20 protein-coding genes are annotated in these 22,870 nt (G+C 66.9%); 15 read left to right on the top strand and 5 right to left on the bottom strand.

Annotated elements, in window-relative coordinates:
• Nucleotides 1-24 precede the first annotated feature (24 nt).
• Nucleotides 25-2,976 (top strand): bifunctional [glutamine synthetase] adenylyltransferase/[glutamine synthetase]-adenylyl-L-tyrosine phosphorylase, encoded by a 2,952-nt coding sequence (locus GY40_RS10185; protein ID WP_038361461.1) that lies wholly within the window; start codon nucleotides 25-27, stop codon nucleotides 2,974-2,976.
• Between the two features lie 49 nt (nucleotides 2,977-3,025).
• Here the strand turns inward: GY40_RS10185 and GY40_RS10190 are convergent, their stop codons facing one another.
• From GY40_RS10190 to GY40_RS10200, 3 genes are all read right to left on the bottom strand, one after another.
• Nucleotides 3,026-5,236 carry a PAS domain-containing sensor histidine kinase gene (locus GY40_RS10190; protein WP_248311135.1) on the bottom strand — a complete coding sequence of 737 codons (2,211 nt, stop codon included), beginning with the start codon at nucleotides 5,234-5,236 and terminating at the stop codon, nucleotides 3,026-3,028.
• A gap of 441 nt (nucleotides 5,237-5,677) precedes the next feature.
• Nucleotides 5,678-8,323 (bottom strand): aminopeptidase N, encoded by a 2,646-nt coding sequence (gene pepN, locus GY40_RS10195; RefSeq protein WP_038361467.1) that lies wholly within the window; start codon nucleotides 8,321-8,323, stop codon nucleotides 5,678-5,680.
• An 87-nt stretch (nucleotides 8,324-8,410) separates the two neighbouring features.
• Complete coding sequence (locus GY40_RS10200; protein ID WP_038361470.1) at nucleotides 8,411-9,856, bottom strand: cation diffusion facilitator family transporter; 1,446 nt, start codon at nucleotides 9,854-9,856, stop codon at nucleotides 8,411-8,413.
• 92 nt (nucleotides 9,857-9,948) lie between these two features.
• On the opposite strand from GY40_RS10200, the gene GY40_RS10205 reads away from it, so the two are divergent.
• The 14 genes from GY40_RS10205 (at nucleotide 9,949) to GY40_RS10270 (ending at nucleotide 20,706) form a co-directional block, all read left to right on the top strand.
• On the top strand, nucleotides 9,949-10,398 hold the full coding sequence (locus tag GY40_RS10205) for a VOC family protein (RefSeq protein WP_038361473.1): 450 nt from the start codon (nucleotides 9,949-9,951) through the stop codon (nucleotides 10,396-10,398).
• 67 nt (nucleotides 10,399-10,465) lie between these two features.
• Nucleotides 10,466-10,711: a type II toxin-antitoxin system VapB family antitoxin gene (locus tag GY40_RS10210; protein ID WP_038362486.1), complete on the top strand. Its 246-nt coding sequence runs from the start codon at nucleotides 10,466-10,468 to the stop codon at nucleotides 10,709-10,711.
• Nucleotides 10,711-11,121 (top strand): type II toxin-antitoxin system VapC family toxin, encoded by a 411-nt coding sequence (locus tag GY40_RS10215; protein WP_038361476.1) that lies wholly within the window; start codon nucleotides 10,711-10,713, stop codon nucleotides 11,119-11,121. The genes GY40_RS10210 and GY40_RS10215 overlap by 1 nt, the downstream gene beginning before the upstream one ends.
• Nucleotides 11,111-12,019 (top strand): PfkB family carbohydrate kinase, encoded by a 909-nt coding sequence (locus tag GY40_RS10220; protein ID WP_038361478.1) that lies wholly within the window; start codon nucleotides 11,111-11,113, stop codon nucleotides 12,017-12,019. Before GY40_RS10215 ends, GY40_RS10220 begins: the two co-directional genes overlap by 11 nt.
• A gap of 111 nt (nucleotides 12,020-12,130) precedes the next feature.
• Nucleotides 12,131-12,979, top strand: coding sequence for an urease accessory protein UreD (locus GY40_RS10225; RefSeq protein WP_038361481.1), 849 nt, complete (start codon nucleotides 12,131-12,133; stop codon nucleotides 12,977-12,979).
• 10 nt (nucleotides 12,980-12,989) lie between these two features.
• Entirely contained in the window at nucleotides 12,990-13,316 is a 327-nt protein-coding gene (locus GY40_RS27935; RefSeq protein ID WP_038361485.1) for a hypothetical protein, read from the top strand.
• Nucleotides 13,313-13,933 (top strand): urease subunit gamma, encoded by a 621-nt coding sequence (locus GY40_RS10235; RefSeq protein WP_051987739.1) that lies wholly within the window; start codon nucleotides 13,313-13,315, stop codon nucleotides 13,931-13,933. The genes GY40_RS27935 and GY40_RS10235 overlap by 4 nt, the downstream gene beginning before the upstream one ends.
• A gap of 71 nt (nucleotides 13,934-14,004) precedes the next feature.
• Entirely contained in the window at nucleotides 14,005-14,853 is an 849-nt protein-coding gene (locus GY40_RS10240; RefSeq protein ID WP_081925333.1) for a DUF1003 domain-containing protein, read from the top strand.
• Between the two features lie 96 nt (nucleotides 14,854-14,949).
• A complete protein-coding gene (gene ureC / locus GY40_RS10245) occupies nucleotides 14,950-16,686 on the top strand; it encodes an urease subunit alpha (protein ID WP_038361488.1) in 1,737 nt (578 codons plus the stop codon).
• 206 nt (nucleotides 16,687-16,892) lie between these two features.
• Entirely contained in the window at nucleotides 16,893-17,933 is a 1,041-nt protein-coding gene (locus tag GY40_RS10250) for an ABC transporter substrate-binding protein (RefSeq protein WP_038361491.1), read from the top strand.
• A gap of 101 nt (nucleotides 17,934-18,034) precedes the next feature.
• Nucleotides 18,035-18,796: an urease accessory protein UreE gene (ureE, locus tag GY40_RS27010; RefSeq protein ID WP_081925298.1), complete on the top strand. Its 762-nt coding sequence runs from the start codon at nucleotides 18,035-18,037 to the stop codon at nucleotides 18,794-18,796.
• 11 nt (nucleotides 18,797-18,807) lie between these two features.
• Nucleotides 18,808-19,482, top strand: coding sequence for an urease accessory protein UreF (locus GY40_RS10260; RefSeq protein WP_038361497.1), 675 nt, complete (start codon nucleotides 18,808-18,810; stop codon nucleotides 19,480-19,482).
• Nucleotides 19,479-20,111 carry an urease accessory protein UreG gene (gene ureG, locus GY40_RS10265; RefSeq protein ID WP_038361500.1) on the top strand — a complete coding sequence of 211 codons (633 nt, stop codon included), beginning with the start codon at nucleotides 19,479-19,481 and terminating at the stop codon, nucleotides 20,109-20,111. Before GY40_RS10260 ends, ureG begins: the two co-directional genes overlap by 4 nt.
• A gap of 10 nt (nucleotides 20,112-20,121) precedes the next feature.
• Complete coding sequence (locus tag GY40_RS10270; RefSeq protein ID WP_038361503.1) at nucleotides 20,122-20,706, top strand: HupE/UreJ family protein; 585 nt, start codon at nucleotides 20,122-20,124, stop codon at nucleotides 20,704-20,706.
• Nucleotides 20,707-20,788: 82 nt separating this feature from the next.
• Here the strand turns inward: GY40_RS10270 and uxuA are convergent, their stop codons facing one another.
• Nucleotides 20,789-21,985, bottom strand: a complete 1,197-nt coding sequence (gene uxuA, locus GY40_RS10275; RefSeq protein WP_038361504.1) for a mannonate dehydratase — start codon at nucleotides 21,983-21,985, stop codon at nucleotides 20,789-20,791.
• A gap of 52 nt (nucleotides 21,986-22,037) precedes the next feature.
• Nucleotides 22,038-22,733, bottom strand: a complete 696-nt coding sequence (locus GY40_RS10280; protein WP_038361506.1) for a GntR family transcriptional regulator — start codon at nucleotides 22,731-22,733, stop codon at nucleotides 22,038-22,040.
• Nucleotides 22,734-22,870 lie beyond the last annotated feature (137 nt).

Raw genomic sequence — 22,870 nt, forward strand, 5'->3', positions numbered from 1 at the left:
CAAGGTTCGAGGGAGTGCGTGGATATGACGGGGCAGCTCTGTGACAGGCTGGAGGCGGCGCCGGTCCTGCCGGCGAAGGCCAAGGCCGAGACGCTGCTCGCGCGCGAGCTGATCGAGCGCCTCCATGACGAAGCGGCGGCGGAAGCCCTGCAGGCGCATTTCGCCGCTTATCCGCGCTCGGTGGCGCTGGTGGCGGGCGTGCTTGCCCATTCTCCCTTCCTGACCCAGGTGATGCGCTTCGATCCTGCCGGCCTGCTCGCCAGTTTGACGGAAGCACCGGAGGCGCGTCGCGACGCGCTTCTCGCCGGCATGGCCGCATTCGCCGCGCGCGGCTGCGAGACGGCCGATCTGATGCGAGAGTTACGCCGCTTCCGCCGCGCCATGGCGCTGCTGATCGCGCTCGCCGATATCGGCGGCGTCTGGAACGTCGAGACGGTGACGGCGGCGCTGACCGCCACCGCCGACATGGCCACGACACTCGCCACCGACCACGTCCTGCGCCAGGCCGCCGATCTCGGCCGGATCAACCTCGCCGATCCCGCCAATCCTGGTCTCGGTTCCGGCCTCGTCGTCCTGGCGCTCGGCAAGCACGGCGCCGGCGAGCTGAACTACTCCTCCGACATCGACATCGTGGTGTTCTTCGATCCCGAGGCGGCGGAGGCGGCCGGCGTGGGCGAGCCGTCGAGCTTCTTCGTCAAGCTCACCCAGCAGATCGCCCGCATCATCCAGGAGCGCACGCCGGACGGTTACGTCTTCCGCGTCGATCTGCGCTTGCGGCCGGACCCCGCCTCGACCCATGTCGCGGTCTCGCTGCCCTCGGCCTATTCCTATTACGAGACGGTCGGCCAGAACTGGGAACGCGCCGCCATGATCAAGGCGCGCCCCATCGCCGGCGACATCGCGCTCGGCCAGCGCTTCCTTGGGGATCTCGCCCCCTTCATCTGGCGCAAATATTTCGACTTCGCGACCATCGCCGACATCCATGCGATGAAGCGCCAGATCCAGACGGTGAAGGGCCACGAGACCATCGCCGTCGCCGGTCACAATGTGAAGCTCGGCCGCGGCGGCATCCGCGAGATCGAGTTCTTCGTCCAGACCCAGCAGCTCGTCTTCGGGGGCCGACGCCCGGCTCTGCGCGGCCCGCGCACGCTCGACATGCTCGGGGAATTGACGAACGAAGGCTGGATCACGCCGCAGGCGCGTGACGAGCTCTCGGAATCCTATCGCTGGCTGCGCACCGTCGAGCATCGTCTGCAGATGCGTGACGACGAGCAGACCCAGACCTTGCCCAAGGCCGCCGGCGAGCTCGACGCCTTCGCCCGCTTCTGCGGCTATGCCAATGCCGCTGCCTTCGGCAAGGCGCTGACCGCTCATGCGAAGCGCATCGAGGGGCACTACGCCCTGTTGTTCGAGGAGGGGCCGAGTCTTGCCGCCGAAGCCGGCACGCTGAGCTTCACCGGCTCGGAGCCCGATCCGGAGACCATGACCACGCTGGGCAAGCTCGGCTTCCGCGATGCCCTGACCGCGGCCGAGACGGTGCGCGGCTGGCATTTCGGCCGTCGCCCGGCCGTCACCAGCGCCCGCGCCCGCGAGGTGCTGACGGAGCTCACGCCGGCCCTGCTGGTCGCGCTCGGCCGCACTGCCGATCCCGATGGTGCGCTCGCCCATCTCGACAACGCCTTCGTCCGGATGCCGGCGGCCATCGAGCTGCTGACGCTGCTGCGCTCGCATGATTCCCTGCTGACGCTTTTCGCGGAAATCCTCGGCAGCGCACCACGTCTCGCCAAGGTCGCGGCTTTGCACCCGCATGTTCTGGACGGCGTCATCGATCCGGCCTTCGGTCAGGCGGTGGTCGATGTCGCGGCGCTGGAAGGGCGCATCCGCAACTATGTCGGCTCGCCGCCGCCCAGCGTTGAGGACGGGCTCGACCGTTTGCGCGACGCGGCGCGGCAGGAGAATTTCCTGGTCGGCGCGCGGCTTCTTTCCGGCGTCTACCCGGCGCAAGGGGCGGGGCAGGCCTATTGCGCCGTGGCGGAAGCCTGCCTGCGCGTCGCCTTTGCCGATACGCGCACGGCCTTTTCGGCGGATCACGGGGTGATCGAAGGAGCCGAGACTGTCGTGCTCGGGCTTGGACGGCTCGGCGCGGGCGAACTCACGCCTTCATCCGATCTCGATCTGATCCTGCTATACGACCGGCCGGAGGATGCCGGGCCAAGCGACGGCGCCAGGAGCCTCGATCCGGTGACCTGGCATGTCCGTTTTACCCAGCGCCTCGTCGCGGCGCTGACCGTGCCGACGCGGCGCGGCACGCTCTATCAGGTCGACATGCGCCTGCGCCCGACCGGCAACAAGAGCCCTGCGGCGACGCAATTCGCCGGTTTCGAGAGCTATCATACGGGCGAGGCCGAGATCTGGGAGGAGATGGCGCTGACGCGCGCCCGCGTCGTCGCCGGCGATGCCGGATTGGCAAGGCGCGCCGAAGCCTCGATCCGCGCGATCCTCTCCCGCAAGCGCGAGCCTGCCAAGGTCGCGGCCGCCGTCGCCGAGATGCGGGCGCTGATCGCCAGGGAAAAGGGCGAGAAGGACCCCTGGGATCTGAAGCTCGCCGCCGGCGGCATCACCGATCTCGACTTCCTCGCCCAGTTTCTGCTGCTCGCCTATGCCAGCGAGCATCCGTCGCTGATCGTCAACGATACGGCCTCCGTCTTCGCGGCCGCGCGTGCTGCGGGATTGCTTTCGGAGGCCGATGCCTCGACCCTGCTGGAGGCGCATCGCCTGATCGGCGACGTTCAGCTCTGGCAGCGCTTCACCGTCGAGGAAGCCTTCGACCCCAAGGCCGTGCCGGCCCGCGTGCTGCGGCGGATCGCGACGGCCGTCGGGCGGCCGGATGCCAAGGTGCTCAAGGCGGAGCTGGATGAGGTGAGGGGCGGCGTCCGGGCCATCTTCACCCGTGTGCTGGGGCAGGCGCGGGCCTAAGGCGTCATTCTCGGGCTCGTGCCTGCGGCGTACCCCGGAATGAGGTGACCTACGCCGCTTGCGCCGTGACCCGCCCGACCCCGCCGTCGAGCGGCAGGTGGACCATCACGATGGTGCCGGCGCCGATGGCGGAGCGCAGCCTGAGCGAGCCGCCATGCAGCTCCGTGAGCGAGCGGGCGATGGCGAGGCCCAGCCCCGAGCCCTTGTAGCTGCGCACCAGATCGCCTTCGACCTGTTCGAAGGGACGGCCGACCCGGTCGATCTTCTCCTTCGGGATGCCGATGCCGGTATCCTCGATGAAGATGTTGAGGGCGCCCGGCACATGGCGGGTGCGCACCGCGATGCGCCCGCCTTCCGGCGTGAACTTGACGGCGTTGTCGAGCAAATTGCCGAGGATCTGGTAGAGCGCGTGCGGATCGGCGTCGATATGGGTGGCGGTCGGTCCTTCGAGGGTGAAGGAGAGCTGCTTGCGCTCCAGTTCCGGCTGGACCTTGCGGATGGCCTCGTCGAGCACCGGGCCGAGCGAAATCTCGCTGCGCTCCAGCCGCATCTTGCCAGATTCGATGCGCGACATGTCGAGGACATCGTCGATGATCCCGAGCAGATAACCGCCGCTGGAGCGGATGTCGCGGACATAGTCGGTGTATTTGTCGCAGAGCGGGCCGAACATCTCGTTCTCCATGATCTCGGAGAAGCCGATGATGGCGTTGAGCGGCGTGCGCAGCTCATGGCTCATATTGGCGAGGAATTCGGACTTGGCGCGGTTGGCGCTCTCGGCCGCGGCCTTCTGCTCCAGATAGCGCTCGGCGAGGTCGGCGAGCTGCTGGGCCTGCGCTTCCAGCTTCTGGCGCGAGGCTTTGAGGTCGGTGACATGCATCAGGAGCTGGTGCTCGGACTGCGTCAGCCGCTCTTCCTGCTGCTTGAGCTTGGTGATGTCGGTGCCGACCGAGACCGAGCCGCCATCCTTGGTGCGCCGCCCGTTGATCTGCAGCCAGCGCCCATCGGAAAGGCGGGCTTCGTAGGAGGCCGCGCCGCGCTGCGCGCGCATCGGCTCGCGGTCGATATGGGGCTGGGCGCTCATTGCCATGATCTCGTCATGGCTGGTGCCGGGTTGCAGCGCCTCGGGCGAGAGCTGGTGGAGCTGTTGGTATTTCGCGTTGCAGAGCACGATCCGATTTTCCGAATCCCAAAGCACGAAGGCTTCCGAGATCGCCTCGACCGCGTCGCGCAGGCGGGCATCGGCGGTGGCGGTGCGCTCGGCCATGCGGCGCTGCTCGGAGATGTCGACGACGATGCCGACGAGATGATGCGAGTGGGTGCGGCGATCGACGACGAGCTCGGCGCGGGCCTTCAGCCAGATCCACTCGCCATGGACGTTGCGGACCCGGAAATCCTGGTCGATATGGCTGGTCTCGCCGCGGCTGATCGCATCGGCCAGGGCGTAGAGATCGACATCCTCGTGATGGATGAAGCTCATCACCTCGCCGAAGGACATGTATTCGCCGCGGCGGTCGTAGCCGAGCAGGGCGTACATCGAATCCGACCAGTAGATGCGGCCGCGCGCGAGGTCCCAGTCCCACAGGCCGCAATGGCCGCGATTGAGCGCGGTGTCGATGCGCTCGCGCACGCAGTCGCAATCCTGATCGGCGGCGCTGGCGCGCTTCGACTGCAGCATGAAGGCGAGCGTCGTCATCGCCAGGACGAGGCCGGCGGAGCCGAAGAGGATGGTGAGGCTGTTGCGCCGGTCCTGCCAGATCGAGAGGGCGCGCGAGACGGGTTGGAGCACCGCCACCTGCCCGAGCGGGCCTGCGAGGTTGCGGACGATGGCGAGGACCTCGGGGCCACCGGGCGGGGTGATGCGCATCACCCCGGCGCGGTCGCCGAACACGGTGAGCGGCTGGGCCTGGCCGAGGAAGTCGACCAGTGTGCGCGGCGTCTGGCCGATTGCGGGTTCGCTGGCGAGGACGCGGCCGTCGGCGCCGCTGACATGGACGATGCGGCCATGGGGGGCGAGATGCTTCGAGGCGATCGTCGCGAGAACGGCGGTCGGCTCCTTGCCGGATTGCGTGCCGTTGTCGAGCTCGCGGGCGATCAGTGCCGAGATCACCTCCATCTCGCCCGTGGCGTTGATCAGCGCGTCGTCGCGCAGGGCCGCCGTCTGGATGGCGGCGCCGGCGCTGAGGATGACGATGAAGAGGCCGACGAGCACGGGGATCGCCGTGCGGAAGGTGGGCTCGAAGCTCTCGAAACGCTGATACAACGGATGGGTCAGCGACCGTGCTACACCCAGAATCGTATCGGCGCGCGCAGATGCGCACTCCGCGTTGGCACGCGACATGCCCGGTCCCCCTTCGGATACTTTACCGACAGTAAGATCGGGAGACGTGCCGCATCCCCGCGAATCACCGTCAGTTGAATCCGCGCGACTCGATTTGTCTAGCTCTGAGTTGAGTCAAGGCAGTAGAATTCGCCTTCTGGTTGTGGCGAATATGCGAATGAATCTTGTGCGGGTAATGCACCGTTAACGATTTGGGCGGGCGGTCGTTAACGAGTCGGATTCGACCACGCAGCCCTCATCCTGAGGAGCCGCGAAGCGGCGTCTCGAAGGATGCTCCAGATGTCTCTGGAGCTTCCTGGGCCATCCTTCGAGACGCGCGTGTGGCGCTCCTCAGGATGAGGGCTGAGATTGGCGGTTGCCTTCTTACGCGAGCGCCCGCTCCGCAATGTCGGAGACGTCGCGCGACAGGTTCGGCGTGCGCGCCACCATGCCGAGAGCCTCCTGCGCCAGGCGCCGGCGGCCGGGTTCCAGCATGCGCCAGCTCTTGAACGAGCCGAGCAGGCGCGAGGCGACCTGCGGGTTCGTCCGGTCCAGCGCCACGACGATGTCGGCGACGAAGCCGTAGCCCTCGCCATCGGCCCGGTTGAACTGGGTCAGATTGGCCGCGAAGCCGCCGATCAGCGCGCGCACGCGGTTCGGGTTGCCGAGCGAGAAGGCCGGGTGCTGCATCAGGCGCTTCACCCGCTCCAGCGTCTCCGGCTCGGCGATCAGGGCCTGCGCCATCAGCCATTTGTCGAGGACGAGGGGCTCGCCCGCATAGGCTTGCGCGAAGCGTGCGATGAGCTGCTCGCGCCGCTCGCCGGGGATCAGCGTCATCGCGGCCATCGCCGCCAGCCGGTCGGTCAGGTTGTCGCCCGTCTCGAATTGCTGCTCGCACAGCGCCGCGCCGTCCTCCGGCGCTGCCAGCGCGGTAAGCCCGAGCAGTTCGTTGCGCAGCGCGCGCCGGCCTGCCGAGGCGGCATCCGCCTTGTAGGGGCCTTTCGTCGCCAGGGCTTGCCGCAAGCCGGGCAGCCGCGGCAACAGCGCTGTCCCGATGGCGGTCGACAGGGCGCGGTGGGCGGCGAAGATCGCATCCGGATCGACATCCCTGCCGATCTCGCGGGCGATGTCGGCCGGTGCCGGCAGGCGCAGCACCTGCGCCGCGAAGGCAGGGTCCGCCAGCGCATCCGCCTGCAGGAAGCCGTCGAGCGCCCGGCCGAGTTCGGCGGCGGTTGCGGGGAGCGTGCCAGAGTCGGCGCCCGGCCTGCCGGCGGTGACGAGAGCGCGCGTCGCGATGCTCTGCAAGGCCTGCCAGCGGTTGAAGGAATCGCTGTCGGCCGAGAATTGCCTGATGAGATCGGCGTCCGAGAGGTCGAGCTCCAGCCGCGCCGGTGCGGAGAAGCCGCGCAGCAGCGAGGGGATCGGCGGCTCGGCGATGCCGTCGAAGCTGATCGAGAGCGAGGGGCCGTCGAGGATGACGAGTCCATCCCCGGCATAGGCATTGGACTGCGTCTTGAGCGGCAGGTCGCCCTGGCTGCCGACCAGCCCGAGCTTGATCGGCAGCACCATCGGCTGCTTCTCGCTCTGGCCCGGCGTCGGCGGCGTGCTCTGTGCCAGCTCGAGCGTGTAGCGCCGCGCCGCCGCATCGTAACGGCCGGAGGCGACGATGGTCGGCGTGCCGGCCTGTTCATACCAGCGGGCGAAATGGGAGAGGTTCTGGCCTGAGGTCTCTGCGAAGCAGGTGAGGAATTCCTCGATCGTCGCGGCCGTGCCGTCGCAGCGCTCGAAATAGAGGTCCATGCCGCGCTTGAAGGCGTCGTCGCCGATCAGGACCTTGAGCATGCGGATGACCTCCGCGCCCTTCTCGTAGACCGTCGGCGTGTAGAAGTTGTTGATTTCCTTGTAGGCGCGCGGCCTGACCGGGTGGGCGAGGGGGCCGGCATCCTCCGAGAACTGGGTCGAGCGCAGCGTGCGGACATCGGCGATGCGCTTCACCGGACGCGAGCGCTCGTCGGAAGAGAATTCCTGGTCGCGGAAGACGGTGAGGCCCTCCTTCAGGCAGAGCTGGAACCAGTCGCGACAGGTGATGCGGTTGCCGGTCCAGTTGTGGAAATACTCATGCGCGATGATCGCCTCGATCGAGGCATAGTCGCCGTCGGTCGCGGTCTGCGGATCGGCCAGGACGTATTTGTCGTTGAAGATGTTGAGGCCCTTGTTCTCCATCGCGCCCATGTTGAAATCCGACACGGCGACGACGTTGAACACGTCGAGATCGTAGTTGCGGCCGAAGACATGCTCGTCCCAGCGCATGCAGCGCACGAGCGAGTCCAGGGCCCAGCCGGCGCGTCCCGCCTTGCCCGGCTCGACATAGACGGCAAGCTCGACCTTGTGGCCATCGGCCGTGACGTAATCCTGCCGGACATGGTCGAGCGCGCCGCCGACCAGCGCGAAGAGATAGGCCGGCTTGGGGTGCGGATCGTGCCACATCGCGAAATGGCGGTCGCTGCCCGGCACCTCGCCGGTGGCGACGAGATTCCCGTTGGAGAGCAGCACGGGCGCCTCCGCCTTCGCCGCCTCCAGCCGGACGGTATAGACGCTCATCACGTCGGGCCGGTCGAGGAAATAGGTGATGCGGCGAAAACCATCCGCCTCGCACTGCGTGCAATACACCTTGGATGACCGGTAGAGTCCCATCAGCTTGGTGTTGGCGGAGGGGTCGATTTCCGTCTCGATGGTCAGCGTGAAGCCGCCCCGCGGCGGCGCGTGGAGCGTCAGCGCCTGCGGCGTGGCCGTATAGGCGGAAGCGTCCAGCTGCGTGCCGTCGAGGCTGATCGTTTTCAGGACGAGCTCGTCGCCGTCCAGCACCAGCGGTGCGTCGGTTTGCCCGGCCGGATTCGGGCGCAAGGCCAAAAGCGAGCGTATCCGCGTTTTCGTCGGGTGCAGGCCGATGTCGAGATCGACCGTGTCGATCAGCCAGTCGGACGGGCGGTAATCCTCGAGGCGGATCAGCGGAGCATCTTCGGTACGCATGGAAACCCTGATGGCGGAGGTCAGGGAGCGTTTCTAGAGCATGCCGGCTTGGGATGGAAACACGGCCGTCATGCTTGGGTCTGCGCGTCACGCCACCGGCGAAACCGCCGGCTCGGCGTGGCTGACCAGCCGGCAGACCTGCGGCCGCGCGATCCGCACGGCACGCTCGATCGCGTCGACGGCGTCATGCACAGCGGCGACGTCGAGCGCCGGGTCGACGCGGCAATGATAGTTCACCACCAGCCCCTTCGCCGTCTGCCGCACGCGCACGCTGTGGATGTCGTGGATCGGCCCGGCGAGCTTCGTTGCCTCACTCGCCAGCGCCTTGCCGATATCCTCGACCGTCTCCCAGGCGGCGTTGTGGCCGGCGGGCTGGCCGGTCTCCATCGGCTCGATATGGGTCTCGACCTCGGTCTCGCCGCCGAATTCGGCCCGGATGGCGCTTTCCAGCCGCGTTGCGATCTCATGCGCGTCGCTGAGCGGCAGGCTCTGGTCCACCTCCATGTCGAGGCTGACCGAGAGCTTGTCGCCGATGCTGTGAACGGTGACGTGATGGACCGGGATCTTGAGCTTGAGCGCGATCAGGAGCACCCGCTCCAGCGCCGTCTCGTCGTCGACCTGCACCGGATCGGCGGTGATGGTGATCTCGGAGCCCGGTTCGACCTGCACCAGGGCGTTGGAAAGCTGGGCCTTGATCGCGGTGACGCGTTCGAGCGGCAGCGTGCGCGAAACGCCGATGCCGATCTCGCCATGGATGCGCCCGCCGGCCGGGCGGACCCTGAGCCAGTTGATCCCCACCACGCCCGGCACGCCGCGCGCGGCCTCGCGCAGCTTCTCGCTGACGCCTTCCGGCGCCGTGTCCATCAGCGTGTCCAGAACGCGCCGGGCGAGGCGGAAGGCCGAATAGGCCGTGTAGGCCGCGATCGCGAAGGCCGCGACGGTGTCGGCACGCTCGAAGCCGTACCAGACGCCGATGAGCCCGACCAACACCAGCGCCGAGCCGACGAAATCGGCCGAGAAATGCGTGGCCTCGCCGGCGAGCGCCTCGCTGCCGGTTTCCCTGGCGACCTTGGTCAGCGAACGCCAGCGGATTGCATCGACCGTCATCGACAGCACCAGCACGCCGATGACGAGCGGCGTCACCGAGACATGCTCGATCAGGTTGTTCCACAGCCGGTTGCCGGCCTCCCAGAGGATCGCGCCGGCGAGCGTGAACAGGATCGCGGTCTCGACCAGCGCGGCGAGCGCCTCGACCTTGCCATGGCCGTAATGATGCTCATCGTCGGCCGGCTTGTCGGAGGCGCGCACGGCGAACCAGGTGAACAGCGTCGAGCCGACATCGATCAGCCCTTGCAGCGCGTCGGTGAGCAGGGCGAGCGAGCCGGAGAGAATGGCGCCGACGATCTTCGCCGCGGTGAGCAGAATGGTTGCCATCACCGAGAGGATTGCCGCACGCTGCTTGATCTGGGCGATCTGGGCAGGCGTTGCGCGCTCAGGCGGTGCCGTCACCGGTCCGTCTTGCGTTGTGGTCATGGCTCGTCCTGCTTGGCGCCCCTTGGAACCCGGAAGCTCTTGCCCGAATGAGGGAACGGATCAACCCTCTTCCTGCTCAACGAGGATGAACGATGCGATATCTCCACACCATGGTCCGCGTGACCGATCTCGATCAGGCGCTGGATTTCTACGTCAACAAGTTCGGCATGGTCGAAACCCGCCGGATCGAAAACGAGAAGGGGCGCTTCACCCTGGTCTTCCTCGCCGCTTCCGACGATCTGGCCGAGGCGAAGGCTGGCGCCTCGCGCGGCCGCCCGACGCTGGAACTGACCTATAACTGGGATCCGGAAACCTATACGGGCGGTCGCAATTTCGGCCATCTCGCCTATGAGGTCGACGACATCTACGCGACCTGCGACAAGCTGATGAAGGCCGGGGTCACGATCAACCGCCCGCCGCGCGATGGCAACATGGCCTTCATCCGCTCGCCCGACAACATTTCGATCGAATTGCTCCAGAAGGGCGACCCCAAGCCGCCGGCGGAGCCCTGGGCGAGCATGCCGAACACCGGGAGCTGGTAAGGAGTCAGCCGACGTTTGATGGGTGATAGCCTCCATGATATCATCCGATGATATCATGGAGGCTCCGATGGGCATTCTCGTCCGGGACCCGAAGATCGACCGCATGGTCCGCGAGCTCGCCGAGCGTGATGGCATCAGCTTGCAGGCCGCGATCGGCATGGCCGTCGAGCGCGAATTGAAGCGTCGCGACGAGAGGCGCCGACAAATCGAAGAAGCGACCCGCAAGGCGCAAGAGAAGCTGGCCGCCTATCCAACGGTCGATGACGGCTTGACGCATAAGGAATTCTTCGACCGCGAATATGGCGACGCCTGATGTTTCTGGATGCATCGGTCATCGTGGCCAATCTGCTCGAGGAGGCAGAGGCCGTTGCGATCAGGGAGGCGCTGTTCGATGAGAACGAACTGGTCACCTCGCCGCTTGCGATGTTCGAGGCGTCGACCCGTCTTGCGGCGGTGAAGCGCTTCAGCATCGATGACGGGTATCGGGTGGTTCAGGCCTTCATGGAGGATGCGAACGTCCGTGTTGCCGCGATCGATGCGGAGGTCGGCCGGATCGCACATCATTGTGCTGGCCTTTTTCATCATTCGACTGGCCATCCCGCGCGTCTGAACATGGGTGACTGCTTCGCCTACGCTTCGGCTCGCGCGGCGAACCTCAAGCTTGCCTACAAGGGCGACGACTTCATCCACACCGATATCGAAGGTCAGCGCTTTGGCTCCTGAACCCGCGCGCGCCGGCGTCTTCTGCCTGGGCATCGCGACGCTCGACTATGTCTACAGCGTCGAGACCATGCCGACGCGGGGCGAGAAATACCGCTCGCGCGGTCTCGCCGTGGTCGGTGGCGGCTGCGCCGGCAATGCCTCGGTCGCCATCGCGCGCCTCGGCGGGGCCTGCTGGCTGGCGACGCGCCTCGCCGATGATCTCACCGGCGACCGCATCGTTGCCGACCTGAACGCCGAGGGCGTCGACACCGCTTTCGCCCGCCGCGTCGCCGGCCTGACCTCGCCGGTCTCGGCCATCCTCGTCGATGCGCAGGGCGAGCGCATGGTGATCTCCCATTCCGACCCGGCCATGCCGGAGGATGTCGGCTGGCTGCCGCGCAGCCTTCCGGAGGGGGCCGGCGCGGTGCTTGCCGATACGCGCTGGGGAGAGGGCGCGCTCGCCGCCCTGAAGCTGGCGCGCCAGGCCGGCGTGCCGGGCGTCCTCGACGGCGACCGCAGGCCGCCCCACCCCGATCTCGTCGCGACGGCGAGCCATGTCGCCTTCAGCCAGCAGGCCTTGTGCGAGATATCGGGTGAGGAGGACCCTCGTCTCGGCCTCGCCAGGATGGCGCAGGGCGCGCCGAGCTGGCTCGCGGTAACGCTCGGCAAGGAGGGCGTGCTCTACTGGGACGGCGAAATCCGCCACAGCCCGGCCTTCGCGGTCGAGACCGTCGATACGCTGGGGGCTGGCGATGTCTGGCATGGCGCCTTCGCGCTGGCGCTGGCGGAAGGCCGCGACGAGGTGGCCGCGATCCGTTTCGCCTCGGCCGCAGCCGCCATCAAATGCACCCGCTTCGGCGGCCGCGATGGTGCGCCGACCCGGGACGAGGTAGAGCGCTTCCTGGCCGGGGAGAGTTGATGCCTAATCCGTGCTCAATCCCTGCCTGAAATTGAGGCGAACGGGATTGGCGGAGGACTTGCCTAACAATGAGGCAGGCGGAAGATAGGCGGCTGCGTTGCTGGAGCCCTGATGTTCGCACCGTCCGTTCCTGCCGCCGCTGAGCTGACTCTGCCGGCCTATGTCCGCGCGGATGGCGGGGTGCGGCTGCGCTTCGGCCGTACCGGAGCCCGTACGCAAAGGCTCGCTTTGGCGGAATCCGGCGGCTATCGCGCCCGCTTTCCCGACACCTTCGGCGACGCTTGCGAAGCGGTGCTGATCAACACCGGCGGCGGCATGGCCGGCGGCGATCGCATGCGGATCGAGGCTGTGCTCGAGCCCGGCAGCGACGCGGTCATCGCCACGCAAGCCGCCGAGAAGATCTATCGCAGCCAGGGCACGGAAACTCGCATCGAGACGGCGCTGTCGGTCGGGGAGGGCGCGAGCCTCGCCTGGATCCCGCAGGAGAGCATCCTGTTCTCCGGCGCCCGCCTCAGCCGCAACCTGACGATCGAGCTGGCAGCCGATGCGCGGCTGGTGGCTTGCGAATCCGTCTTCTTCGGTCGCAGCGCCATGGGCGAGACGGTCGAGCGCGGCGCCTTGCGGGATCGCTGGCGGGTGCGGCGCGGCGGGCGCCTCGTCTTCGCCGAGGATATGCGGCTGGAAGGCCCGGTGGCGCAGTTGCTGGCGCGCCCGGCCATCGGCGCCGGCGCCCGCGCCGCCGCCACGCTGCTCGTCGCGGGCCCCGGTCTCGCGACGCTTCTGGAGGCGGCGCGCGCCTGCCTGTCGGAGGCTGCCGATGTCGAGGGCGGGGCCGGCATCGTCTCCGAGCTTCTCGTCATCCGCCTCGTCTCTCCCGAGGCTGCGCCCTTGCGTCGTGTGCTCGTCACGCTGCTCGGGCATCTGACCGGACGTGCGCTGCCGCGCACCTGGTCAACCTAAGGAGAGCCGCATGCTGCCGATCCAGGGTTTGAAGTGCATCTACGACACCGCCGGCCGGAGCTGGTCGATCGAGCTCGTCATCAGGGCCGAGGGCGAGGATGCGCTGCGTCGCTTCGACGTCGACGGGCCGGATGATGCGGAGATGCTGATCGAGGCTTTCGAGGATTCCTCCGTCAGCGTCTTCGACCCCCAGACCGGCGAGATCGTCTTCGGTTACGAATATCTCGACCTCGACCACGAAGATGACGAGGACGAAGCCGAAGAGGACGAAGAGGAAGACTCCGAGGACGATTCGGAGGACGATGAAGCCGCTGGGGACGAGAAGGTAAAGTCATGAATCTGACGCCGCGCGAAAAGGACAAGTTGCTCGTTGCCATGGCGGCCATGGTCGCACGGCGACGACTCGAGCGCGGCGTCAAGTTGAACTACCCCGAAGCCGTCGCACTCATCACCGACTTCGTCGTCGAGGGTGCGCGCGACGGCAGATCCGTCGCCGAGCTGATGGAGGCCGGCGCGCATGTGATCACGGCCGATCAGGTCATGGACGGCATCGCCGAATTGATCCACGACGTGCAGATCGAGGCGACCTTTCCCGACGGCACCAAGCTCGTCACGGTGCATGAGCCGGTCCGCGGTTCGGCCGGCCGGCTGAAGCCCGGCGAGGTCGTGACGCTGCCCGGTGACCTCGTCATGAACGAGGGCCGCGAGAGCCTGACGCTGACGGTCGCGAACACGGGCGACCGGCCGATCCAGATCGGCTCGCACTACCATTTCTTCGAGGCCAATCCGGCGCTCGCTTTCGAGCGCGACAGGGCGCGGGGCTTCCGGCTCGACATTCCCGCCGGCACGGCGGTGCGCTTCGAACCTGGCCAGACCCGCGACGTCAGGCTGGTGGCGCTCGACGGCAAGCGCGAGGTCTATGGTTTCCGCCAGGATGTGATGGGAAAACTGTGAGCGATCAGCCGGACAACAAGCACGATATGTCGGGGCTCGATATTCCGCCGGTGTCGCCGCCATTCGCGGATATGGCGCCGACGGCGGCCCAGATCGGCAAGAAGCGCGGAATCTGCGCGATCAGCGGGCAGGAGACGGCCCGCAAGAATCTGGTCGAGATCGGCACGCTGCGCCCGGCGCTGGTCGAGCATATCCGCGCCGATTTCCCCGATCTGTCAGACCATGCGCTGATCAGCCTGAAGGAGCTGGCGCGCTACCGCACGCGCTATGTCGAGGAGATCCTGCGCGAGGAGCACGGCGAATATTCAGACCTCGACCGAGAGGTTGCCGAAAGCATCGCCCGGCAGGAAACCATCGCCGAGAACGTCGAGGACGATTTCGAGGAGCATCGCACGCTGGGCGAGAAGTTCTCGGACGCTTTGGCGAGCTTCGGCGGCTCCTGGGCCTTCCTCATCAGCTTCGGCGTGGTGCTGTTTGGCTGGATGGCCCTGAACATCCTGCTCGGCGAAAACAGGGCCTTCGACAGCTATCCCTTCATCCTCCTGAACCTCGTGCTCTCCTGCATTGCCGCGATCCAGGCGCCGATCATCATGATGAGCCAGAAGCGGCAGGAGGCGAAGGACCGCCTGCGTTCGGCCAACGACTATCAGGTCAACCTCAAGGCCGAGCTCGAAATCCGCCATTTGCACGAGAAAATGGACCATCTGATCACGCGGCAATGGCAGCGCCTCGCCGAGATCCAGCAGGTCCAGCTCGAGATGCTGCAGGACCAGCAGGCCCGGCCCGCGCGGTCCAAGGTCGTGGTCAAGAAGGCGCGCAAGAAGCCGAAGGCCAAGACCAAAGCGAAGCCGGCCGAGCCGGCCATCGAGGCGGAAGCGACCGAGCCGCCCCCCGAGGCCGATTTTTCCCACAAGAACTGAGTCTCAGGCCCGGCGGCCGGTCTTCGATGCCGGCCGTTGCGGCGAATCTTGCATCGCCCGTCATCGACGGTTCTGTCCGATCCCGAGGCTAAGCCCATGCCCTTCACATTCCCGCGCAACGCCTATGCCGCGATGTTCGGCCCCACCACCGGCGACAAGGTGCGCCTCGGCGATACCGATCTGTGGATCGAGGTCGAGAAGGATTTCACCACCTATGGCGAGGAGGTGAAATTCGGCGGCGGCAAGGTCATCCGCGACGGCATGGGCCAGTCGCAGGTCAGGAATGCCGACGGCGCGGTCGATACCGTTATCACCAACGCGCTGATCCTCGACCATTGGGGCATCGTGAAGGCCGATATCGGCATCGTCGGCGGCCGTATCGTCGCCATAGGCAAGGCCGGCAATCCCGACATCCAGAGCGGCTTCGGCAATTTCAATCCGTCCGAGACCATCATCGTCGGTCCCGGCACCGAGGTCATCGCGGGCGAGGGCAAGATCGTCACGGCCGGCGGCTTCGACAGCCATATCCACTATATCTGCCCGCAGCAGATCGAGGATGCGCTGATGAGCGGGCTGACCACCATGCTGGGCGGCGGCACCGGGCCGGCGCACGGCACGCTGGCGACGACCTGCACGCCCGGCCCCTGGCATCTCGGCCAGATGATCAAGGCCGCCGACGCCTTCCCGATGAACCTCGCCTTCGCCGGCAAGGGCAATGCCGCGCTGCCCGGCGCGCTGGTCGAGATGATCGAGGCCGGCGCATGCGCCATGAAGCTGCATGAGGACTGGGGCACGACGCCGGGCGCGATCGACAACTGCCTTTCCGTCGCCGACGACTACGACGTGCAGGTGATGATCCACACCGACACGCTGAACGAATCCGGCTTCGTCGAGGACACGATCAAGGCCTTCAAGGGCCGCACCATTCACGCCTTCCACACGGAAGGGGCGGGCGGCGGCCATGCACCCGACATCATGAAGGTCGCCGGGCTGCCCAACGTGCTGCCGTCCTCGACCAATCCGACCCGGCCCTTCACGGTCAACACCCTCGACGAGCATCTGGACATGCTGATGGTCTGCCATCACCTGTCGCCCTCGATCCCCGAGGACCTCGCCTTCGCCGAGAGCCGCATCCGCAAGGAGACCATCGCGGCCGAGGACATCCTGCATGATCTCGGCGCGCTCTCGATGATGTCTTCGGATTCGCAGGCCATGGGCCGCGTCGGCGAGGTCATCACCCGCACCTGGCAGACCGCGCACAAGATGAAGGTCCAGCGCGGGGCGCTGGCCGAGGACGCCGGGACCGGCGCCGACAATTTCCGCGCCAAGCGCTATGTCGCGAAATACACGATCAACCCCGCCATCGCCCATGGCATCTCGCGTCATATCGGGTCGATCGAAGCGGGCAAGCTCGCCGACCTCGTCATCTGGTCGCCGGCCTTCTTCGCCACCAAGCCCGATCTCATCATCAAGGGCGGCATGATCGCGGCCGCTCCGATGGGGGACCCCAACGCCTCGATCCCGACGCCCCAGCCGGTGCATTACCGGCCGATGTTCGGCGCCTTCGGCAAGGCCGTGACCTCGACCTCGCTGCTCTTCGTCTCGCAGGCGGCCATCGCCAACGGGCTGCGGAACAGGCTCGGCACGGACAAGGAGATGGTCGCGGTCGAGAACACCCGTGGCGGCATCTCCAAGAAGAGCATGATCCACAACGACGCCACGCCGGACATCCAGATCGATCCGGAAACCTATGCGGTGGTGGCGGATGGCGAATTGCTGGTCTGCGAGCCCGCGAAGGAACTGCCGCTGGCGCAGCGCTACTTCCTGTTCTGATAAATAAGGCCGTCATTTTCGGGCGAAGCGAAGCGCAGATCCGAGAATCTCCGGACCGTCAGGCCGCGGGAGCCTCCTTTGGCGAAAGATGCGCGGGGCAAGCCCGAGCATGACGCGCGGCATGGTTGCCGCCAGTGCCTGCTCTTGACTTGGTTCGACCATGCCAGTCTTTTCGTCGGCAAAAGAATTTGCCTCGGGAGGACAGGATGACGCGTTTCCACTTCACGACCTTGAGCGCGATGGCGCTCGCTGCTGCCGTCGTGGTCTCGCCCCTACGGCCTGCCTTCGCGCAGGGACAGGTCACGGTCTATTGCTCGATCCTGGAGGAACAATGCCGCGAGGGCGCGGCGATGTTCGAGAAGACGACCGGCATCAAGGTCGCGATGATCAGAAAGAGCACCGGCGAGGTTTATGCGCAGGTCAAGGCCGAGGCCAACAACCCGCGCGGCGATGTCTGGTGGGGTGGGCCGGGCGAGCCGCATCTGCAAGCGGCCGAGGAGGGACTGCTCGACGAATACAAATCGCCCAAGCTGCCGGAACTGCATGATTGGGCGCAGCGCCATGCCGAGCAGTCGAAATTCCGCACCAATGCGATTTATCTCGGCGCACTCGGCATCGGCTACAACAGCGATATTCTCAAGAAGCGCGGCATCGCTGCGCCCAAATGCTGGGCGGATCTGCTCGATGCGGCGTTCCGCGACGAGGTGCAGATCGCCGATCCCAGCTCTTCGGGCACGGCCTATGTCTTCCTGGCGACGACGGTGCAGCGCCTCGGCGAGGAGAAGGGCTTCGAGTTCCTCAAGAGCCTGCACAAGAACATCAGCCAGTACACCAAATCTGGCATCGCGCCGGTGAAGGCGACCGCGCTCGGCGAGACGGCGGTCGGCATCGCCTTCATCCACGACATGCTGACGCAGAAGCTGCAGGGCGCGCCGATCGAGACCGTGGCACCCTGCGAGGGCACCGGCTACGAGACCGGCTCGGTCTCGGTCGTCAAGGGCGGCAAGAACCCGGAGGCCGCACGCAAATTCGTCGATTTCACGCTGTCGCCCGATGCCCAGAACATCAATGCGAAGCTGAAGATCAACTCGATCCCCTCGAACAGGAATGCGCTGCTCTCGCCGGATGCACCGAAGTTCTCGGAGATCAAGCTGATCGACTACGACACGCCGCGCTGGGGCTCGCCGGCCGAGCGCTCGCGCCTGCTCAAGAAGTTCGACGCCGAGATCAAGACCTTGCCGCGATAACGCCGCGATGATCCTGAAAGCCTGGTAGCACGAACACGCGTTCGTGCTACTAATTTGGCAAGGGCTTCGGGAGCTTCGGCTTCCCATAGGGATCATCAGACATGCTTCGCGCCACCTCCGTCGTTCGCAAGGCCGCCGTCCGGGCCGAGCGCGTCGTCGACACGCTCACCCTCGACCATGACGACCGCAATCGCCGCCGCCTTGCCCTCAAGGCCGATGGCGGGCTCGATGTCCTGCTCGATCTCGACAAGGCCACGGTGCTGGCTGATGGCGACGCCGTGAAGCTGGAGGACGGCAGCCTCGTCCAGATCAAGGCCGCACCGCAGAGCCTGCTGGAGATCCGCGCCGAGAACCCGCTGCGGCTGATGCGCGTCGCCTGGCATATCGGCAACCGCCATACCCCGGCCGAGATCACCGCCGACGCGATCTACATCGAGAACGACCACGTCCTGGCCGAGATGGTGCGCGGGCAGGGCTGTGCGATGACGACGGTGGAGCGCCCCTTCCAGCCCGAGCGCGGCGCCTACGACCACGACCATGCTCACGGCCACGATCACGCCCATGATGACGCCTGCGGCTGCGGGCATGATCACCACGGTCACGATCACCATCATCATGGCCACGACCACGACCACAAGCATGGCCATGAGCACGCGCACGGTCAGGAACATACGCATGGCCAGGAACATGCGCATGGCAAAGAACACGCGCATGATCACAAGCATGCCCACGGCCATGAGCACCATCACGCCCATGGCGATGCCTGCGGCTGCGGCCACGACCATCACGATCATGAGCATCACGACCACGGCCACCGCCATGGCGCCGAGCATGGCCATAAGGGCCATTCGCACGACCGCTGAGCCGGCAGGGCATGTCGGCCCATCTGCCCCTGATGGTCTGGCTGTCGCCGTCCTTCCCGGTCGGCGCCTTCGCCTATTCGCACGGGCTGGAATGGGCCTTCGAGGCCGGCGACCTGCACGACGCGGAAACCCTGCGCGACTGGCTCGACGCGCTGGTCCGTCACGGCTCGCTGCATAATGACCTGATCCTCTTCGCGGCAGCCTTCCGCGCTACGCAGGAGAAGGACGAGGGGGCGTTGCGCGAGGTCGCGGAGCTCGCGCTCGCGCTTGCCAACTCCGCCGAGCGGCGGCTGGAAACGGTGACGCAGGGCAATGCCTTCGTCGCGGCGGTGAAGGCGTCCTGGCCTTGCGAAGCCATCGGCCGGCTGGGCAAGGCCTGGGATGGCGATGTCGCCTATCCGGTCGCCGTGGCGGTCGCCAGCGCCGGTCACGCCCTGCCTCTGCCCGCCTGCCTCGAAGCCTATGGCCTGGCCTTCGTCGCCAATCTCGTCTCGGCGTCGGTGCGGCTGGGCATCGTCGGCCAGACCGATGGGCAGAGGGTCACCGCCGCCTTGGTCCCGGCCTTGCATGAGGCGGCGGCCGGGGCCGAGCGCGCGACGCTCGACGATCTCGGCGGCTGCGCGCTGCGCTCCGACATCGCCAGCTTGCGTCACGAAACCCAGTATTCGAGGCTGTTCCGCTCATGACCCGCTCCCCTCACGGTCCTTTGCGCGTCGGCATCGGCGGCCCGGTCGGCTCCGGCAAGACGGCGCTGATGGAGGTGCTGTGCAAGCGCATGCGCGGCGCCTACGACCTCTGCGCCATCACCAACGACATCTACACCAAGGAGGATGCGCGGCTGCTGACGGTCGCCGGCGCGCTGCCCGAGGAGCGGATCATGGGCGTCGAGACCGGCGGCTGCCCGCATACCGCGATCCGCGAGGATTGCTCGATCAACCTCGCTGCGGTCGCCGAGATGCGCGGCAAGTTCCCGGCGCTCGATCTGATCCTGATCGAATCCGGCGGCGATAACCTCGCCGCGACCTTCTCGCCCGAGCTGGCGGATCTGACGATCTACGTCATCGACGTCGCCGCCGGCGAAAAGATCCCGCGCAAGGGTGGGCCCGGCATCACCCGCTCCGACCTGCTCGTCATCAACAAGACCGATCTCGCGCCGCATGTCGGCGCCGATCTCGGCGTGATGGAGCGCGATTCCCGGACGATGCGGGGCAAACGCCCCTTCGTCTTCACCAATACCCGTGCCGGCGAGGGCGTCGATGCGGTGATCGATTTCATCGAGATGGCCGGCGGCCTGAAGCCGGCTTCGGCGGCGTGAGGAGAGGCGGATGAACACGAAGATGATCGAGCGGCTGGTGCTTGCTGCGGCGGCGACGCTCTTTGCCGGTAGCGCCATGGCTCATACCGGCGTCGGCTCCGTGCATGGCTTCACGGCGGGGCTGACCCATCCGCTGTTCGGGCTGGACCATCTCACCGCCATGGTCGCGGTCGGCCTCTGGGCCGGGCTGGTCGGCGGCAAGGCGCGTTTCGCCTATCCCGCCGCTTTCGTCGTCACCATGGTTCTCGCCGGCATCTGGGGCATGACGGGCGCAGCCTTGCCCGGCGTCGAGATTGGGATCGGCGTCTCGGTCGTGGCGCTCGGCCTCGCCATCGCCTTCAACCTGACGCCGCCGCTGGCGGCCGGTGTCGCGATCTGCGCTGCTTTCGCGATCTTCCATGGCCATGCCCATGGCGCGGAACTGCCGGAGGATGCGAGCGGGCTGAGCTATGCCGCCGGCTTCGTCGTGGCGACCGCGGCGCTGCATGGCGTCGGGCTGGTTCTCGCCGCACAGATCGCGCGCTATGCGCCGCGCCTGGCCCGCTTTGCCGGTGGGGCGATGGCCGTCGCCGGCCTCGCCTTCCTCGCCGGCTGAAACAAGGTCATCCCAAAAAACGAAAGGGCGGGCACGAGGCCCGCCCTTTTTGTTGTCTCTGGCTGCGGCGGCCGGTCCCGGCTCAGGCGTCGTAGCCCTTGATCTGCGCCAGCGCGGTCATCACGCCGCGCAGTTCCGCCAATCCACGCAGCCGCCCCACGGCCGGATAGCCGGGGAAGCTGCCCTTGCCGACATCGTCGAGCAGCTCGTGGCCGTGGTCGGGGCGCATCGGGATGCGCCAATGCGGCAGGCCGGCGGCCTTGCGGCGCTTCTCCTCGGCCATCAGCGCATCGACCAGCGCGACCATGTCGGTGTCGCCGCCGAGATGCTCGGCCTCCATGAAGGACCCATCCGGATCCTTCGCGACGTTGCGCAGATGCGCGAACCAGACCTTGTCGGCGAAGCGGCGCGCGATCGCCGGCACGTCGTTCTTCGGATTGGCGCCGAGCGAGCCGGAGCAGAGCGTCAGCCCGTTCGCCGGGGAATCGACCGCACCGAGGATCCAGGCGATGTCGTCCTCGTCCGAGCAGATGCGCGGCAGGCCGAAGAGCGGGCGCGGCGGGTCGTCCGGATGGATGCACATGCGGATGCCGACCTCCTCGGCGGTCGGGATGATCGCCTCCAGGAAGCGCTTGAGATTGGCCCTGAGCTTGTCATGCGTCATGCCGGCATAGCGCTCGAGGATGCGGGCGAGGCCGGGCAGATCGTAGCGGTCGAAGGCGCCGGGCAGTCCCGCCATCACGCTGGAGAGCAGCCGGTCGCGATCCGCTTCCGTCGAGCGCTCGAACCAGGCCCTGGCCTTGTCCATCACCTCGGCGGAATGGCCCTCGTCGGCGCCCTTGCGCTTCAGCATGAAGTGATCGAGCGCGACATATTCGTGCAGATTGAAGCGCAGCGCCGTGCCGCCGCCGGGCAGCGGCTCGGCGAGCTGCGTGCGCGTCCAGTCCAGCACCGGCATGAAGTTGTAGCAGATCACCTGAAGCCCGCAGGCGGCGAGGTTGCGCATCGACTGGCGGTAGTTCTCGAAGACGGTTTCGAGGTCGCCCTCGCCGATCTTGACGCTTTCATGGATCGGCAGGCTCTCGACCACCTTCCATTCGAGGCCGAGGCTCCTGTCGCCGCGAACGATCGCCTGGCGCTTCTCGATCTCCTCGACGCTCCAGACCACGCCATAGGGGATCTGGTGCAGCGAGTTGACGATGCCTGTCGCCCCGGCCTGCCTGGCCTGCGCCAGAGTCACGACGTCGTCCGGGCCGAACCAGCGCCAGCATTGTTCCATGGTCTAATATCCTTTGGGAGGTATGGTGTCGTCGGGTGGTGGGCGCCGCGTCTCAGCTCGCCTCGTGGACAAGCCTGGAATCGTCGAAGGCGTCGGCATGGTCCTTCGCGATCGCGTCGATCGTGGCGAAGACGGTGCGCAGATGCGCCCGCATCGCCGCCTCGGCGCCTGCGGCATCGTGCTTGATGATATGCGCGGCGATGATCCGGTGCTCCTGCAGGATCACGCTCGACCAGGAGGGCGTTTCCAGCGAGAGGCAGCGCACCCGGTCCATCTGCGCCTTCACGCCCTCGATCATGCTCCAGACCGCGCTGTGGCCGGCGATACGCGATATTTCGGCGTGGAACACCTCGTCGAGGCGGAAAATCTCCGGCCGATCCTGCCGCCGCACGGCTTCCGCCTGCTCCTCGATCTGTTCTTCGAGCCGGCGGCGGTCGGCATCGCCGATGCGCTCGGCAGCGAGCACGACGGTGCGGCATTCCAGCGTCTCGCGCACGAACTGGCTGTCATGGACGGCTGCGAGGTCGATCGGCGCGACGAAGGTGCCGACCTGCGGCACCGCCACCAGGAAGCCCTCGTCGACCAGCCGCTTGAACGCCTCGCGCACTGGCGTGCGACTGACCCCGAAGCGCAGCGCCATGCGCGCCTCGGACATCGCCTCGCGCGGCTTCAGCACGCCGCTGATGACGTCGGTGCGCAGCACGCTGTAGATTTGATCTGTGCTGTGCCGCGTTGCTGGGTGGGCCATTGCCAAGCTCTTATCGACTAGTATACTAGGATACCGAGTAATCCGGCGCTGCGTCAATCGCACAGTCGGCGGATTGAACAACGGGTTCCGGTGGGCGGCGGCCGGAACATCACAAAAAGCATCCGTCAAAAGAAGCG

The sequence above is a fragment of the Allobosea sp. UNC402CLCol genome, assembly GCF_000745475.1.
GTDB classification, from domain to species: domain Bacteria; phylum Pseudomonadota; class Alphaproteobacteria; order Rhizobiales; family Beijerinckiaceae; genus Allobosea; species Allobosea spartocytisi.

Bases quoted from the DNA above. Each gene is read 5' to 3' on its own strand.
- GY40_RS10260 (WP_038361497.1), top strand. From the start codon at position 18,808: ATGTCGGCCCATCTGCCCCTGATGGTCTGGCTGTCGCCGTCCTTCCCG.
- pepN (WP_038361467.1), bottom strand. From the start codon at position 8,323: ATGCGTACCGAAGATGCTCCGCTGATCCGCCTCGAGGATTACCGCCCG.
- GY40_RS10280 (WP_038361506.1), bottom strand. From the start codon at position 22,733: ATGGCCCACCCAGCAACGCGGCACAGCACAGATCAAATCTACAGCGTG.
- GY40_RS10215 (WP_038361476.1), top strand. From the start codon at position 10,711: ATGTTTCTGGATGCATCGGTCATCGTGGCCAATCTGCTCGAGGAGGCA.
- GY40_RS10235 (WP_051987739.1), top strand. From the start codon at position 13,313: ATGAATCTGACGCCGCGCGAAAAGGACAAGTTGCTCGTTGCCATGGCG.
- uxuA (WP_038361504.1), bottom strand. From the start codon at position 21,985: ATGGAACAATGCTGGCGCTGGTTCGGCCCGGACGACGTCGTGACTCTG.
- GY40_RS10240 (WP_081925333.1), top strand. From the start codon at position 14,005: ATGGCGCCGACGGCGGCCCAGATCGGCAAGAAGCGCGGAATCTGCGCG.
- ureE (WP_081925298.1), top strand. From the start codon at position 18,035: ATGCTTCGCGCCACCTCCGTCGTTCGCAAGGCCGCCGTCCGGGCCGAG.
- GY40_RS10225 (WP_038361481.1), top strand. From the start codon at position 12,131: ATGTTCGCACCGTCCGTTCCTGCCGCCGCTGAGCTGACTCTGCCGGCC.
- GY40_RS27935 (WP_038361485.1), top strand. From the start codon at position 12,990: ATGCTGCCGATCCAGGGTTTGAAGTGCATCTACGACACCGCCGGCCGG.
- GY40_RS10270 (WP_038361503.1), top strand. From the start codon at position 20,122: ATGAACACGAAGATGATCGAGCGGCTGGTGCTTGCTGCGGCGGCGACG.
- GY40_RS10250 (WP_038361491.1), top strand. From the start codon at position 16,893: ATGACGCGTTTCCACTTCACGACCTTGAGCGCGATGGCGCTCGCTGCT.
- ureG (WP_038361500.1), top strand. From the start codon at position 19,479: ATGACCCGCTCCCCTCACGGTCCTTTGCGCGTCGGCATCGGCGGCCCG.
- GY40_RS10185 (WP_038361461.1), top strand. From the start codon at position 25: ATGACGGGGCAGCTCTGTGACAGGCTGGAGGCGGCGCCGGTCCTGCCG.
- GY40_RS10210 (WP_038362486.1), top strand. From the start codon at position 10,466: ATGGGCATTCTCGTCCGGGACCCGAAGATCGACCGCATGGTCCGCGAG.
- GY40_RS10200 (WP_038361470.1), bottom strand. From the start codon at position 9,856: ATGACCACAACGCAAGACGGACCGGTGACGGCACCGCCTGAGCGCGCA.
- GY40_RS10205 (WP_038361473.1), top strand. From the start codon at position 9,949: ATGCGATATCTCCACACCATGGTCCGCGTGACCGATCTCGATCAGGCG.
- ureC (WP_038361488.1), top strand. From the start codon at position 14,950: ATGCCCTTCACATTCCCGCGCAACGCCTATGCCGCGATGTTCGGCCCC.